Genomic DNA, 14,164 nt, shown 5'->3' on the forward strand with positions numbered 1-14,164 from the left:
GGTTCAGAGTCCTGCCTTGGTAACGCTGTAGAGGAATTTCTGCATGTCCCACGCCGTGGTCGGGCAACGCTCGGCACACAGACCACAGTGCAGGCACACGTTCTCGTCCTTGACCATCACCCGGCGGGTGGGCAGCTCGGTGGAAACGTAGAGGTCCTGGGCCAGGTTGCCCGCGGGCGCATTGAGACGCTGGCGCAGCGCCTCCTCTTCCTCGGCGTTTTCCGTGAAGGTAATACAGTCGGTGGGGCAGACGTCCACGCAGGCGTCGCACTCGATGCAGCGCGGGGCATCGAACACGGTCTGCACGTCGCAGTTCAGGCAGCGCTCGGCTTCCTTGAAACCGGTATCCTGGTCGAAGCCCAGTTCGACTTCCAGCTTGCGGTTGCGCAGGGTCTCTTCCAGCGGTGCCAGCGGGACCACGTAGCGCGGGTCATTCTCCACCGAGTTGTCGTAGCTCCACTCGTGGATGCCCATCTTCTGGCTGACCAGGTTGGTGTAGGGGTCCGGACGCTGGGAGACATCCTCGCCGCGGCAAAAGAGGTCGATGCTGACCGCCGCCTGGTGGCCCTGGGCCACGGCGGTGATCACGTTTTCCGGACCGAAGGCGGCGTCGCCACCGAAAAAGACCCGCGGGTTGCTGGACTGGAAGGTGGTCGCATCCAGTACCGGCATGTCCCACTTGTCGAAATCGATGCCGATGTCCCGCTCGATCCAGGGGAAGGAGTTCTCCTGGCCGATGGCCATGAGCACCTCATCGGCGGGCATGAACACCAGGTCCTCGCCGGTGGGCACCAGGCTGCGCTTGCCGTTCTCGTCGTAGACCGCCTCGACCTTCTCGAACAGCATGCCGGTCATTTTGCCATCCTCGATGACAAATTCCTTGGGCGTGTGGTTGTCGTAAATCGGGATGCCCTCGTGCATGGCATCCTCTTTTTCCCAGGGCGAGGCCTTCATGTCGGCGAAGGGGCTGCGCACCACCACCCGCACATCCTCGCCACCCAGGCGACGGGAGGTACGACAGCAGTCCATTGCCGTGTTGCCGCCACCCAGGACCAGGACGCGCTTGCCAATGCTCTCGGTGTGCTCGAAGGCCACGCTGGCCAGCCACTCGATGCCGATGTGCACCTGCTTGCCGGCCTCTTCCAGGCCCGGCAGCTGCAGCAGCTTGCCCCGGGGGGCCCCGGTGCCGACGAAGACGGCGTCGTAGTCCTTGTCGAGCACTTCCTTGAGGCTGTCCACTTCCGTGTTGAAGAAGCTCACCACACCCATGTCGAGGATGTAATTCACTTCCTCGTCCAGCACCTCGCCCGGCAGGCGGAAGGAGGGAATCTGGCTGCGCATCATGCCGCCACCCGCGTGCTGGTTGTCGTAGATGTCGATGCTGTAGCCCAGTGGCATGAGGTCACGCGCCACCGTCAGGGACGCCGGACCGGCACCGATCAGGGCGATGCGCTTGCCGTTCTTTTTCTCGGGAATCTTCGGCAGGCGCGCACGGATATCCATCTTGTTGTCCGCCGCGACCCGCTTGAGCCGGCAAATCGCCACCGGCTCCTCGCCCTTGGCGATGCGACCGCGTCGACAGGCGGGTTCGCAGGGGCGATCACAGGTGCGCCCCAGGATGCCGGGGAACACGTTGGATTCCCAGTTGATCATGTAGGCGTCGTCGTAGCGGCCTGCGGCAATCAGCCGGATGTACTCGGGCACAGGGGTATGTGCCGGACAGGCGTACTGACAATCAACGACCTTGTGGAAGTATTCGGGGTTGGAAATATCGGTAGGTTTCACTGCTCTGGCCTGTGGGCTCCAAAATGGAATTGAGTGCCCGCACGCGGGCACAGGCAGCCGCAAATACTGTCACATTTCACTCAAGTTTGCATCCAGCAATGCGTATAAATGCGCACCTTTCCCATCCATTGGCAGGTGATTTCAGGGCATCGCGGCGACTTTTTGAACTGCATCAGAACAGGCCAAACCAGCGGCTCTGTCGCTTCAGCTCCTCCTCGCAACTGGCCAGCTGCCCGCGATAGCGCCGGGCGCGATCATCGACCCGCCGGGCCACGCTCTGCAGCCAGCGCTTGTCGCGGTAAGTGCCGCGATTGTAACCGCCGTGACCCTCGTGATAGGCGAGGTAGAGGCGATAGGCATCGTCTGAGGGAATTCCGCTGCGGTGCCGGGAACGGTCGTTGTACCAGCCGATAAAGTCGATGGCGTCGCCGAAGTCGCTGCGGCTGGCACTCCAGCGGCCGGCGCTTTCCTCGTACTCGGCCCAGGTGGACTTGAGCGCCTGGCTGTAGCCGTAGGCATCCGAGGGTCGCGGCCCCGGAATGACCCAGAGAATGCGCCCGCGCGGCGGCCTGGCCTTGGCCTGGAAACGGGACTCCTGGTACATGATCGCCATCATCACCGGAATCGGGCTGCCCCAGTTCTCGCGGGCATCGGCGGCCTCCGCGTACCAGTCATCCTTGTCGCGAAAAATGCTGCACAAATTGTCGACATTCACCGGCGGCGCGGTGGCGCAGCCCGTCCCCAGCAGGACCGCGGCGAGTAGCAGGCCTCGCCAGAGCGCCCTCACGGCTGCGCTCCGTGGCGCGCGAGGAGGTCCAGGAAGGCCGCCTCGTCGATCACCGGCACCCCCAGCTCCTCGGCCTTGCCCAGCTTGGAGCCGGCCCCCGGCCCGGCGACCACCGTGTGGGTTTTGGCCGAGACACTGCCGGCGACCCGGGCACCCAGGGCCTCCAGGCGCGCCTTGGCGGCATTCCTGTCGAGAGCCTCCAGCTTGCCGGTGACCACCCAGGTCTGACCGTCCAGGGGCAGCTGCTCCCGCGGCGGACGCGCCACGTCCGGCCAGTGCACACCCGCCTCCCGCAGTGCCCCGACGACCGCGAGGTTGTCGCGGGAATCGAGGAACTGCCGCAGGTGGTCGGCCACCACAGGCCCGACGTCGGGCACCTCGAGCAGCGCCTCCTCGTCGGCGGCGGCCAGGGCCTCCCAACTGCCGAAATGGCTGGCCAGGTTATTGGCCGTTGCCTCCCCGACCTCCCGGATACCCAGGGCAAAGATGAAGCGCGGCAGCGTGGTGTCCTTGCTCGCCTCCAGCGCCGCCAGCAAATTGTCGACCGACTTCTCCCCCATCCGCTCCAGGGACAGCCAGGCTTCCCGCGGCAGCCGGTAGAGGTCGGCCACCGTGGCGACCAGCTCGCGATCCACCAGCTGCTCGACCAGCTTCTCGCCAAGTCCGTCGATATCCATGGCGCGGCGCGAGACAAAATGACGAATCGCGGCCTTTTGCTGCGCCTGGCAAATCAGCCCCCCCAGGCAGCGCAGAACGGCGCCCTCCTCTTCCCGCTCCACCGGCGAACCGCACACCGGGCAGGCCTCCGGGGCCTGCACCGCGCGGGCGTCAGCGGGCCGGTCGGCGGCAATCACCGAAACCACCTGGGGAATCACGTCGCCGGCGCGGCGCACGATCACCCGGTCCCCGACCTGGAGGCCCAGGCGCTCTATTTCGTCAAAGTTGTGCAGGGTGGCGTTGCTGACGGTGACGCCCCCGACAAACACCGGTTCCAGGCGCGCCACCGGCGTGATCGCCCCGGTGCGACCGACCTGGAACTCCACCGCCACCACCCGGGTCGCCTCTTCCTGGGCCGGAAACTTGCGGGCGATCGCCCAGCGCGGCGCGCGGGAGACGAAGCCCAGACGCTGCTGTGCGCCGAGGTCGTTCACCTTGTAGACAATGCCGTCGATATCGTAGGGGAGACCATCGCGACGCTCCGCGAGGCTTTGGTAGTAGTCCTCGCAGGCCTCCACGCCGTGGACCACCTTCGATTCGGGATTGAGGCGCAGACCCCAGCGATGCAGGCGGTCGAGAATCTCGGAGTGGCGGTCGGGCATCTCGCCACCGCGGAACAGGCCGACGCTGTAGCAGCACATCTGCAGCGGCCGGCGTGCGGTTACCGAAGCATCCAGCTGGCGCAGACTGCCGGCGGCGGCATTGCGCGGATTGACAAAAATTTTCTCGCCGCGCTCTCGCGCCTCGTTATTGATGCGCTCAAAACCCTCCCGGGGCAGGTAGATTTCGCCCCGGACCTCCAGCAGCTCCGGGTACCCCTTGCCGCGCAGGCGCAGGGGCACCGAGGCCACGGTACGCACGTTATGAGTAATGTCCTCGCCCGTCGTGCCGTCGCCCCGGGTAGCCCCGCGCACCAGTCGACCCGACTCGTAGAGCAGGCTCACCGCGACACCGTCCAGCTTGGGCTCGCAGGCGTATTCCACCGCTTCGTCACCGGCCCCCAGGCGCTCACGGACCCGGCGATCAAAATCGCGCAGCTCCTCGGCGCTGAAGGCATTGTCGAGCGAGAGCATGGGGACTTCGTGGCGCACCTCGCCAAACTGGCTCAGCGGCTCGGCACCGACCCGCTGGGTCGGCGAGTCGGGTGTCACCAGTTCCGGGTGTTCCCGCTCCAGGACCTGCAGGCGCCGGAAACTGCGATCGTACTCCGCGTCGGGCACCTCGGGCGCATCGAGGACGTAGTAGGCGTAGTTCCAGTCCTCGAGCTGACGCCGCAGCCGGGCAATTTCCTCCTGGGGTGTCACCGGGGGCTCCTAGCGGGGAGGCTGGGCCAGGAGCAGACGGCGCTCCAGCTCGCGAATGCGCTGGCGGTGGTGCTCCAGGGTCTGCCGGGTCAGGGCCGAGCGGGTCTCGTCGAGCACGTCGCCGTCCAGATTGCGGGCGACGGTTTGCGCCGTCTCCAGCATGTAGTCAAAGGCGCGCATCATGTTCTGCGGCCCCGGCAGGGTCAGGAAAAAAGTCAGGCCCTGGGTGCGGAAATCGGCCATGTTGTCGATGTCGAAGACACCCGGCTTGAGCATGTTGGCCACGGAAAACTGGATCGGCCCGCGGCCGGCCTCCTGCTCGTGCCGGTGGAAAAAGCTCATCTCGCCGAATCGCAGGTCGCAGGCAAGCAGGATGTGCAGGATATCCTCGCCGGCAAAACCCTCTGGGCGACGGGACACCACATTGAGCATGAACACTTCCGGCTCGACATCCCGGGGCGGCACTGCAGCCGCTGCCGCAGGCTCGGGACTGGCGGGCGCGGCGTCCAGGGCGTCCAGCCAGTCCAGGTTTTCCGGTTCCGGGGGCGCCGGGTCCACATCGCTGGCCGCCTCCGGGTCCACCGAAGCCGCGGACAGGACCGGCTCGCGGCGCGGTGGCGCTGCGTCGCGCCGCCGCCCGCGGCGAAAACCCCGTTCGCGTGCGGGCGCGGGCTCGGGCGAGGCGACAGCCTCTCCCGCGGCCTCAGCCGGGTCGCCGTCCGAGCTCGACGGCTCGGCGCTGGCCGCCCCTTCGCGCCGGGCGGCCGAGGCGGCCATGGCCTGCGCCGCCGCCTCGCTGGCGGATTGGTCCCGCGGGTGCATCTCGCCGGCAGCCGGCGCCGAAGCGGGCTCGGCCTGTGCCGCACCGCGACCCACCCGTAGCCCCTCGGGCGGCGGCGAGTGTCGCGGCACGACCCGGGGCGAACTGATGCCCAGGTCTTCCGGGTCCAGTTCACGCTGATCGCTGCGGGAGAGCTTCAGGCGCACCTCGGCCCGCCGCTCGCGCAGGATACGCCGGCCGGCGTCCAGCAAGACCGCCAGGATCAGCAAGACACCGACGATTACCATCCAGTCCCGTAGAGTCAGTTCCATCTCGATCGCGTACGCTACCCTCGCCTAACTCGCCGCCAGTTCGGCCGCCTCCTCGACGTCCACTGTCACCAGCCGCGACACCCCCGGCTCGTGCATGGTCACCCCCATCAACTGATCTGCCATCTCCATGGAGATCTTGTTGTGGGTGATATAGATGAACTGTACCTTTTCCGACATCTCCTTGACCATCCGCGCATAGCGCCCGACATTGGCGTCGTCCAGGGGCGCATCCACCTCGTCCAGCATACAGAACGGCGCCGGATTGAGCTGGAAGATCGAAAAGACCAGGGCAATGGCGGTCAGGGCCTTCTCTCCCCCCGACAGCAGGTGGATGGTACTGTTTTTCTTGCCCGGCGGGCGCGCCATGATCGAAATACCGGTGTCCAGCAGGTCCTCGCCGGTCATCTCCAGATAGGCGCTACCCCCCCCGAAAACCCGCGGGAACAGTTCCTGCAGGCCGCTGTTGACCCGGTCGAAGGTGTCCCGGAAGCGGCTGCGGGTCTCCTTGTCGATCTTGCGGATCGCCGCCGACAGGGTTTCCAGTGCGGCCTCGAGGTCTTCGTTCTGGGCATCCAGGTAGTGCTTGCGCTCCGACTGCTGGCTGTATTCCTCGATGGCGGCCAGGTTGATCGGCCCCAAGCGGCTGATTCGCGCCGCCAGTTTTTCCAGCTCCGACTGCCATGCCTGCTGGCTGGCCTCCTCGGGAAGAGCGGCGAGCACCGCCTCGAGGTCATGCTCACCCTCGCGCAGCTGCTGCAGCACGGTATCCCGCTGCACCTGCAGGGTTTGCTGGCGCAGACGCACTTGCTCCAATTCCCCGCGCACCTCGCCGACGCGCTGTTCGATACCGGCGCGCTCGCGCTCGGCCGTGCGCAGGGCCTGCTCCACCTCGGCCACGGCGTCCCGCGCGCGGCTCAGTTCCGCCTCGGCCTCCAGGCGCTGCTCCAGCTGCTCCTCGAGGGCCAAGCGCACGTCCTCGAGGGGATTGTCGTTTTCTTCCAGCGAGCTGGCGAGGCTCGCCCGGCGCTCCTCGAGCTGCTGCATCTGACCCCGCGCGCGCTGGATCGCCTCGCGCACCGCCTGGACCTGGGTCTGCAGGGACTGGTGCCGCATGGCGGCCTGGTGCGCCTGATCCTTGTCGTGGCGGGCCTTCTGACGCACCCCGTCGAGCTGCCCGCGCACCTGATCGCGCTCGGTGAGCAGGGCCTCCCGCTGACGGGAGTCGCTCTCCATGCGCTCGATGGCCTCGGACAGCAGCAGACGGGCCTCGGCCATCGCCTCCTGCTCGTGCTGAAACTGCTCCCGGGTCTCGCTGATGTCCTCGCCCAGGCGTTCGCGGCGGGCCTGAATCTGCTCCTGGCGAGCGCGCTGGGCGGAAAGGCGCGCCCCCAGCTCGGAATGCTGGCGGGTGGCGGCCTGCAGCTCCCGCTGCGCCTCGCGGCGGGATTCCTCCAGGCTTTCCAGCTGCTCCCGCGCGGCCGCCTGTTCTTCCTCCAGGGTTTCCACCCGCGCCTCGGTCGCGGCGATATCCTCGGCCAGGGCCTCCAGTACCTGCTGGCGCTCGATCACACCACCCTGCTCCCCGGCCTGGCGACTGCAGCGCACCCAGTGGCGCCCCAGCCAGATGCCCTCGGGGGTAATCACCGACTCGCCCTCGGCCAGGCTGACCCGGCGCGCCAGCGCTGCCGGAAGGTCCGCCGCCGTGTAGATACCGGCCAGCAGACCCGAGGCAGCGGCGCTGCCACTGACCTGCGACGCCAGGGTTTCCGCCGCCGCGTCCCGGTGCGCGGCCGACTCCACCAGTACCAGCTGCCCGCTTTCCAGGTCGGCCAGGGCCTCGACAAACTCGCCGAGATCGTCGACCTCGACCGCCTGCAGGCTGTCACCGAGCACGGTTTCCACCGCCAGCTGCCAGCCGGCACTCACCTGAATCTGATCCAGCAGCCGGGGCCGCTGGTCGAGCTGGCGACTGGCCAGCCAGTCGCGCACCCCGCGATCACTGTCTTCCCGCGCGGCCTGCTGCAGTGCCTCCAGGGAGGACTGCCGGCCCTGCAGACGCTGCAGGCTGGAGCGGGCCTCGTTCAGCTGGCTGGAAAGCCCGGCATCTCGCTCGCGCACATCCGCCAGCTGCTGACCCAGGGTCTCCGCCTCCGCCTCGTGGCGCGCCATCAGCTCTTCGCTGCGGGCAATTTCCTCCTCCAGGGCGTCCAGCCCCTCCCGGGGCCCCTCGGCCAGGCCGCCCTGCTCTTCCTCGAGCTGCAGGATGCGGCGCTGCAGACGCTGCTGAGCCTGCTCCAGGTGCTGGATGCGGCTCTGTTGCACCTCCGCCTGCTGGCGGGGCTCCGCCGCCACCTGATTGAACTCGTCCCAGCGTTGCTGCCAGCGGGACATCGCCTCTTCCGCCTGCAGCAGGGCCTCGGCGGACTCCTCCTCCACCGCGGCCAGCATGTCCAGGTCCGGAGCCAGCTGCTCCAGCTCCTCTTCCGCAACCAGCAGCTTTTCTTCATCCTGATCCAGGTGGCTGCGCGACTCCGCCAGCGCCTCGGTCGTCTGGCGCAGGTCCTCGTGCAACTGCTGACCGCGCTCCTGCTGGTGCTTGAGGGTCTGCTCCAGGCGGGCCACTTCCGCCCCCAGGCTGTAGTAGGTGCCCTGCACCTGATTGAAGGCGTCGCTGCGCTCGCTGAAGGCCTCGCGGTGGCGCTCGATGGCCGCGTCCACCTGGCGGTGTTCGGCGTTGACCGCCTCCAGGCGAACTTCCAGCTCACCGATGGCGCGGCGACAGTCGCCCAGCTGCCCGTCCAGCTCGCGGTATTGCAGGGCCAGCAGCTGCGCCTTCTTCTGGCGCTCTTCGGCCTTCATCTCGGTGTACTTTTCCGCCGCCTGGGCCTGCCGCTGCAGGTGCTGCAACTGGCGCTCCAGCTCGTCGCGCAGGTCGGTGAGGCGCTCGAGGTTTTCCAGGGTGCGCCGCATGCGCGACTCGGTCTCCTTGCGGCGCTCCTTGTACTTGGAAATGCCCGCGGCCTCTTCGATGAAGATGCGCAGCTCCTCCGGCCGCGATTCGATCAGCCGGGAAATCATGCCCTGCTCGATAATCGCGTAGCTGCGCGGCCCCAGGCCGGTGCCGAGGAAGATATCGGTGATGTCCCGGCGCCGGCAGCGGGTGCCGTTGAGGTAGTACTCGGACTGTGCGTCGCGGGTAACCAGGCGCTTGATGGAAATCTCCGCGTAGCGGGCGTACTCCCCGCCGACACCGCCGTCACTGTTGTCGAAGACCAGTTCGATGGAGGCCTGGCCAACGGGCTGGCGGTTGACCGAGCCGTTGAAGATGACATCGGTCATCGACTCGCCGCGCAGATTCTTGGCGGAACTCTCCCCCATCACCCAGCGCACGGCATCGATGACATTGGACTTGCCACAGCCGTTGGGGCCCACCACCGCGCACATATTGCTGGGGAAGCTCACCGTGGTGGGGTCGACAAAGGATTTGAAGCCGGCCAGTTTGATGGATTTTAATCGCATGCTGACTTTAAGTTATGAGCTTATCCAGCTGAAAATCAAGGAAATTCCGCACCAGGGGACATTTCCCGGCCGACTGGCTCACAGTGTATCCAACTTCCCGGCGATACTCTATAGCCGGGACGGTGCTGGCAGCATTCAGCCTGGACGGGGCTCCAGCACCACGGGAAGCGCCTCCTCCGACATCGAGGGACTCAGGGGCCCGGCGCGGCCCAGCCAGGTGGCGCTGGCCTCGCCGGGGGTACCGTCGGGCGACACTTGTACCACGACCACGACCGACTCCGCCTCGGAAAGCTTTTGCCCGGCCATGGAGCTGCGGTCGTCCAGGCGCAGGGTCACCGGCAGCTGACCCGCCTGCAGGCGCTGCACGGCGATCGGCATGCGGCTGTCGCTCTCGGCCTTGCGCGCCAGCACGAAGACCGTGTCGCGGGGGTCCAGTTCGGCCCCGGGAGGCAGGCTGACAGCGACCGTCACACCCGCGCCGCCATCGGCCGCGGGCGGCGCACCGGCCTCAGCCGGTGGCTCACCCAGCGCTCGCCGCGCCTGGTCAATCACCCCGGCGATCATCTCGGCACCCTCGCTGCCCGGTGCCTCCATGGCCAGCAGGCGCTCCCAGTACTGGATCGCGGCGCGGTATTGCTCGCGCTCGAAGGAGACCATTCCCAGCAGCCCCAGGGCGGTGCGCTGGTGCGGGTTGATGGACAGGGCCTGCTCCGCCATGGCCTGCGCCCGGCTGTCGAGTTCGCGCCCGGCGGCCAGATAGCGGGCCTGGGCCGCATAGGCCAGGGCCTGGGGATCTTCCGGGGCTGCCTCCAGCAACTGATCGTAGTGGGCCGCGGCAGCGCGGTAGTTGCCGCGCCCCATATGGAAACGCCCGAGCAGAGAGCGGTAGTGAATATTCTCCGGGCGCTGCTCCGCGCGCGCTTCGATATGCGCCATCAGGGCCAGCAGGTCGGCCTCTTCGGTGTGCTCGTCCAGGGCCTGCAGGCGCTCGGCGATTTGCACATCCGCAGCGCCCCCCAGCTGGTAATAAAGCGCTGCCGAAAGCAGTGCCACCAGGGGCAGCAGGAGCCAGGCCGGAAAGCGGCGCTGCCCGCGGAGCGGCGCGCGCTCATTGGCTTCCGGCGCATCCTCCAACAGACGCAACTGGGCATCGGCCTCCAGGTCCTGCTCGCCCGACTCGCTGAGTTCGCGCTGGCGCAGGCGGTACCACTCGAGGTTGGCCTCGCGGGTATCGTCAAGCGGGCGCTGCCGGACCTTGCCGGGCCGGAGGTAAAAGACACCACTGAAGAGCACCAGCGCCGCGCAGGCCAGCCAGAAGGTCGTCACGATTTTTTCTCCGCGCTGTCAATGAGTGCCGCCAGGCGTTGGCGTTCGCTGTCATCCAGGGGCGCCGAGACCGCCCGGCGCCGGCGGTGCAGCATCACCCCGAGCACGGCGGCACCGATGGCCAGCATCAGCGCGGGCGCCAGCCAGAGCAGCGCGGTGGCGCGACTGAACTCCGGGCGGTAGCGCACGAACTCGCCGTAGCGGGCCACCATGTACTCGAGAATCTCCGCATCGCTGGCACCCGCTTCCAGCTGCTGATAGAGCTGCCGGCGCAGGTCCTGGGATATCGGCGCGTTGGAATCGGCAATGTTCTGGTTCTGGCACTTGGGACAGCGCAGCTCCTGGCTCAGCGCCCGGTAGCGCTCCTCCAGGGCGGGGTCACTGAATTCATAGGTCTCGATCACGGCCAGCGCCGGACCCGCGAGCCACAGGCCGGCAAACAGCGCCAGCAGTATCCATCGCAGCCGCATCAAATCTCTCCTCCCGCCGTGATTTCACGCCACAGCGGCTCCAGGGTGCTGCGCCAGACGCGCTCGTCGATGACCCCGACATGGCGATAGCGAATCACCCCCGCCGCGTCGACAAGGTAGGTTTCCGGCGCCCCGTAGACGCCCAGGTCGAGACCCAGGGTACCCTCGCGATCGACGATGTTCAGCACGTAGGGGTCGCCCAGGTCCGCCAGCCAGCGGCGTGCCGCCTCGTCGTTGTCCTTGTAGTTGACCCCGTAGATGGGGATGCCCTCGCCGGCGAGCTGCTCCAGGTAGGGGTGCTCCACACGGCAGGAAATACACCAGGTGGCCCAGACATTGAACAGGGCAGCGCGGCCGGTGACCGACTCCCGCGTCAGCTCGCGACCGTCCTCGAGGGCCGCCAGGCGGAAGGCGGGAAAGGGCTTGTCAATCAGCGCCGAGGGCAACTCCCGCGGGTCCAGGGACAGGCCGCGAAAGAGGAAGGCCGCCAGCACCACAAACAGCAGCAGCGGCAGGAAGAGCTTAAGCCTGGGCCCCATGGGCAGCCTCCTCCCGCAGGCGCTCGCGCGCGGCCCGGCGCTGGCGACGATAGCGGCGGTCGGCGACGGTGAGGAAGCCACCGATGGCCATCAGCACGGCCCCGGCCCACATCCAGCGGACAAAGGGCTTGTAGTGCAGACGGATGGCCCAGGCTCCCTCCTCGCCCACCGGCTCGCCCATGGCGACAAACAGGTCGCGGAAGAAGCCGGCGTCGATCGCCGCCTCGGTCATGATGTCGCCACTGGCCAGATAGCGGCGTTTCTGGGGCGCCAGACGCACCAGCTCACGGCCATCGCGGTAGACCGCAAAACGGGCCTCGTCGGCGACGTAGTTGGGGCCGCGCACACCACCCACCTCGAGGAAGCGGAATTCGTAGCCGGCCAGGGTCTCGCGGTCGCCGGGGCTCATCTTGATATCGCGCTCGATGGCGAACTGGCTGGTCAGCACAACCCCCAGCACGGCGGCAGCAAAGCCCAGGTGGGCGACCAGCATGCCCCAGTAGCTCGGCGCCAGGCGCCGCAGCCCCGCGACCGGGGAACTGGCGTTTTTCACCCGGTTCCAGAGATCCCGCAGCAGGGCCAGCAGCAGCCAGGCGGCGAGCAGGATGGCCAGGGCCGCCCAGATATTGTAGTCGCCGTGCAACAGCGGCAGGGTCACGCCACAGGCCAGCGTGGCAATTGCCGGCACCAGCAGTTCACGGCGCCAGCGACGGACGCTGTCCTGCTTCCAGCGCGACAGCGGACCGATGCCCATGAAGGGCATCAGCAGGGCCATCAGGGGCACGAAGACCGCGTTGAAGTACGGCGGCCCCACGGAGTACTTGCCCTGCCCCAGCGCATCCATGAGCAGCGGGAACAGCGTGCCGAACAGCACCGTCAGTGTGGCCACGGTGAACACCACGTTGTTCACCAGCAACAGCGATTCCCGGGACAGCCAGCCAAAGCCGACCCGGCTGCTAACCGCCGGCGCGCGCAGGGCGTAGAGCGTCAGCGAGCCGCCCACCACGATCCCCAGGAAGACCAGGATGAACAGGCCGCGGGCGGGATCGGTAGCGAAGGCGTGCACCGAGGTCAGCACGCCGGAGCGCACCAGGAAGGTTCCGAGCAGGCTGAGCGAGAAGGTGAAAATCGCCAGCAGCACGGTCCAGCTCTTGAACAGCCCGCGCTTCTCGGTCACCGCCAGCGAGTGCAGCAAGGCCGTGCCCGCCAGCCAGGGCATGAAGGAGGCGTTCTCCACCGGATCCCAGAACCACCAGCCGCCCCAGCCCAGCTCGTAGTAGGCCCACCAGCTGCCGAGCATGATGCCCAGGGTGAGGAAAGCCCAGGCGACGTTGGTCCAGGGCCGGGACCAGCGGGCCCAGGCCGCGTCCAGGCGCCCGCCCAGGAGGGCGGCAATGGCAAAGGCAAAGGCCACCGAAAACCCCACGTAACCCATGTACAACAGGGGCGGGTGAATGATCAGCCCGGGGTCCTGCAGCAGGGGATTGAGATCCTGCCCGTCCGCCGGCGTGCCGGGAAGCAGGCGCGCAAAGGGGTTGGAGGTGAACAGGGAAAAGGACAGGAAGCCGACCGCGACGAAGCCCATCATGGACAGCACCCGCGACAGCATCAGCAGCGGCAACTGGGGGCTGAAAACCGCCACCGCGGCGGTCCAGCCGGCGAGAATCAGTACCCAGAGCAGCAGGGAGCCCTCGTGGTTACCCCACACCGCGGAAAATTTGTACATGGCCGGCAGCAGGCTGTTGCTGTTGTTGGCCACCACCTCGACGGAGAAATCGTCCTGGAGGAAAGCCGCCGCCAGGCAGGCGAAACTGATCCCGGTGAACACAAGCAGGCCCATGGCCAGCCCCGGGGCCAGGGCCATGGCGTTGATGTCGCGGCGCCAGGCACCCCAGAGCGGCACCAGGGTCAACAGCACCGCCAGGCACAGGGCGATGATCAGGGCGAAGTGTCCGAACTCGGGAATCATTGCCCTGCCTCCATCCGCCGCTGCTTGGACGCCTCCAAAGCCTCCGCCACTTCCGGGGGCATGTAGTTCTCGTCGTGCTTGGCGAGCACTTCACTGGCCTGCAGGACGCCCTGCTCGTCCAGTTTGCCCGCGGCTACCGCACCCTGCCCCTCGTCGAAGAGGTCCGGGAGAATGCCTGTGTATACCACCGGCACCGTCGCCTCGTAGTCGGTGACCTCGAAGCGCACCTCCAGGCTGTCGCTGCTGCGCTGGACACTGCCCTCCACCACCATCCCGCCAACGCGGATTTTCTGACCCACCGGGGCCTTGCCCTGGGCCACTTCCACCGGCGGGTAGAACAGATTGATGTTGCCGCGCAGGGCGTAGGCCACCAGGCTGATCGCCACGGTGGAGACCAGCACAATAAAAAGCACCAGAAACAGGCGCTGTCGACGAACCGGATGCATCAGACCTCCCGAGACCTGTCGCGGGGGGGCGGCTGCCCTGCCTCGCGTTTCAATAGACCCGTCAACTGCCGCAGGGTTCTACGCTGTCGCCGCCAGGGGGCGACCAGCATGCCCACCAGCACCACCGCGGTGATGGCGTAGGCGGACCAGACAAAGGCCCCGTGGCCATTCATGGTCAGTGCCGCCGACAGGGACTCGAAATACATGGAC

At 67.3% G+C, this 14,164-nt stretch carries 11 protein-coding genes; all 11 read right to left on the reverse strand.

All coding sequences use genetic code 11. The annotated features are described in order from the left end of the window. Positions 1–3: 3 nt before the first annotated feature. The 11 genes from ACYVGS_RS01770 to ccmD all read right to left on the reverse strand — a co-directional run bounded on the left by ACYVGS_RS01770 (position 4) and on the right by ccmD (position 14,160). Complete coding sequence (locus ACYVGS_RS01770) at positions 4–1,785, reverse strand: FAD-dependent oxidoreductase (RefSeq protein WP_460586911.1); 1,782 nt, start codon at positions 1,783–1,785, stop codon at positions 4–6. A 172-nt stretch (positions 1,786–1,957) separates the two neighbouring features. After that, positions 1,958–2,572: a transglycosylase SLT domain-containing protein gene (locus ACYVGS_RS01775; protein WP_460586912.1), complete on the reverse strand. Its 615-nt coding sequence runs from the start codon at positions 2,570–2,572 to the stop codon at positions 1,958–1,960. After that, positions 2,569–4,593, reverse strand: a complete 2,025-nt coding sequence (gene ligA, locus ACYVGS_RS01780) for an NAD-dependent DNA ligase LigA (RefSeq protein ID WP_460586913.1) — start codon at positions 4,591–4,593, stop codon at positions 2,569–2,571. Before ligA ends, ACYVGS_RS01775 begins: the two co-directional genes overlap by 4 nt. Before the next feature lie 9 nt (positions 4,594–4,602). Continuing rightward, the gene (gene zipA / locus ACYVGS_RS01785) at positions 4,603–5,685 is read right to left on the reverse strand and encodes a cell division protein ZipA (RefSeq protein WP_460586914.1); all 1,083 of its coding nucleotides are present in this window, start codon (positions 5,683–5,685) and stop codon (positions 4,603–4,605) included. 24 nt (positions 5,686–5,709) lie between these two features. Continuing rightward, positions 5,710–9,204: a chromosome segregation protein SMC gene (gene smc / locus ACYVGS_RS01790; protein WP_460586915.1), complete on the reverse strand. Its 3,495-nt coding sequence runs from the start codon at positions 9,202–9,204 to the stop codon at positions 5,710–5,712. 135 nt (positions 9,205–9,339) lie between these two features. After that, positions 9,340–10,530: a c-type cytochrome biogenesis protein CcmI gene (gene ccmI / locus ACYVGS_RS01795; RefSeq protein WP_460586916.1), complete on the reverse strand. Its 1,191-nt coding sequence runs from the start codon at positions 10,528–10,530 to the stop codon at positions 9,340–9,342. Beyond that, positions 10,527–11,000: a cytochrome c-type biogenesis protein gene (locus ACYVGS_RS01800; RefSeq protein ID WP_460586917.1), complete on the reverse strand. Its 474-nt coding sequence runs from the start codon at positions 10,998–11,000 to the stop codon at positions 10,527–10,529. The genes ccmI and ACYVGS_RS01800 overlap by 4 nt, the downstream gene beginning before the upstream one ends. Beyond that, a complete protein-coding gene (locus tag ACYVGS_RS01805; RefSeq protein WP_460586918.1) occupies positions 11,000–11,539 on the reverse strand; it encodes a DsbE family thiol:disulfide interchange protein in 540 nt (179 codons plus the stop codon). The genes ACYVGS_RS01800 and ACYVGS_RS01805 overlap by 1 nt, the downstream gene beginning before the upstream one ends. After that, entirely contained in the window at positions 11,523–13,508 is a 1,986-nt protein-coding gene (locus tag ACYVGS_RS01810) for a heme lyase CcmF/NrfE family subunit (RefSeq protein ID WP_460586919.1), read from the reverse strand. The genes ACYVGS_RS01805 and ACYVGS_RS01810 overlap by 17 nt, the downstream gene beginning before the upstream one ends. Continuing rightward, positions 13,505–13,954 carry a cytochrome c maturation protein CcmE gene (gene ccmE, locus ACYVGS_RS01815; RefSeq protein WP_460586920.1) on the reverse strand — a complete coding sequence of 150 codons (450 nt, stop codon included), beginning with the start codon at positions 13,952–13,954 and terminating at the stop codon, positions 13,505–13,507. Before ccmE ends, ACYVGS_RS01810 begins: the two co-directional genes overlap by 4 nt. Continuing rightward, entirely contained in the window at positions 13,954–14,160 is a 207-nt protein-coding gene (gene ccmD / locus ACYVGS_RS01820; protein WP_460586921.1) for a heme exporter protein CcmD, read from the reverse strand. Before ccmD ends, ccmE begins: the two co-directional genes overlap by 1 nt. Positions 14,161–14,164: the final 4 nt, after the last annotated feature.

The organism is Haliea atlantica, from assembly GCF_054779855.1.

Excerpts from the sequence above, each read along its gene's own strand:
- zipA (WP_460586914.1), bottom strand. The coding sequence starts at position 5,685 with ATGGAACTGACTCTACGGGACTGGATGGTAATCGTCGGTGTCTTGCTG.
- smc (WP_460586915.1), bottom strand. The coding sequence starts at position 9,204 with ATGCGATTAAAATCCATCAAACTGGCCGGCTTCAAATCCTTTGTCGAC.
- ACYVGS_RS01800 (WP_460586917.1), bottom strand. The coding sequence starts at position 11,000 with ATGCGGCTGCGATGGATACTGCTGGCGCTGTTTGCCGGCCTGTGGCTC.
- ACYVGS_RS01805 (WP_460586918.1), bottom strand. The coding sequence starts at position 11,539 with ATGGGGCCCAGGCTTAAGCTCTTCCTGCCGCTGCTGCTGTTTGTGGTG.
- ACYVGS_RS01810 (WP_460586919.1), bottom strand. The coding sequence starts at position 13,508 with ATGATTCCCGAGTTCGGACACTTCGCCCTGATCATCGCCCTGTGCCTG.
- ccmE (WP_460586920.1), bottom strand. The coding sequence starts at position 13,954 with ATGCATCCGGTTCGTCGACAGCGCCTGTTTCTGGTGCTTTTTATTGTG.
- ccmD (WP_460586921.1), bottom strand. The coding sequence starts at position 14,160 with ATGTATTTCGAGTCCCTGTCGGCGGCACTGACCATGAATGGCCACGGG.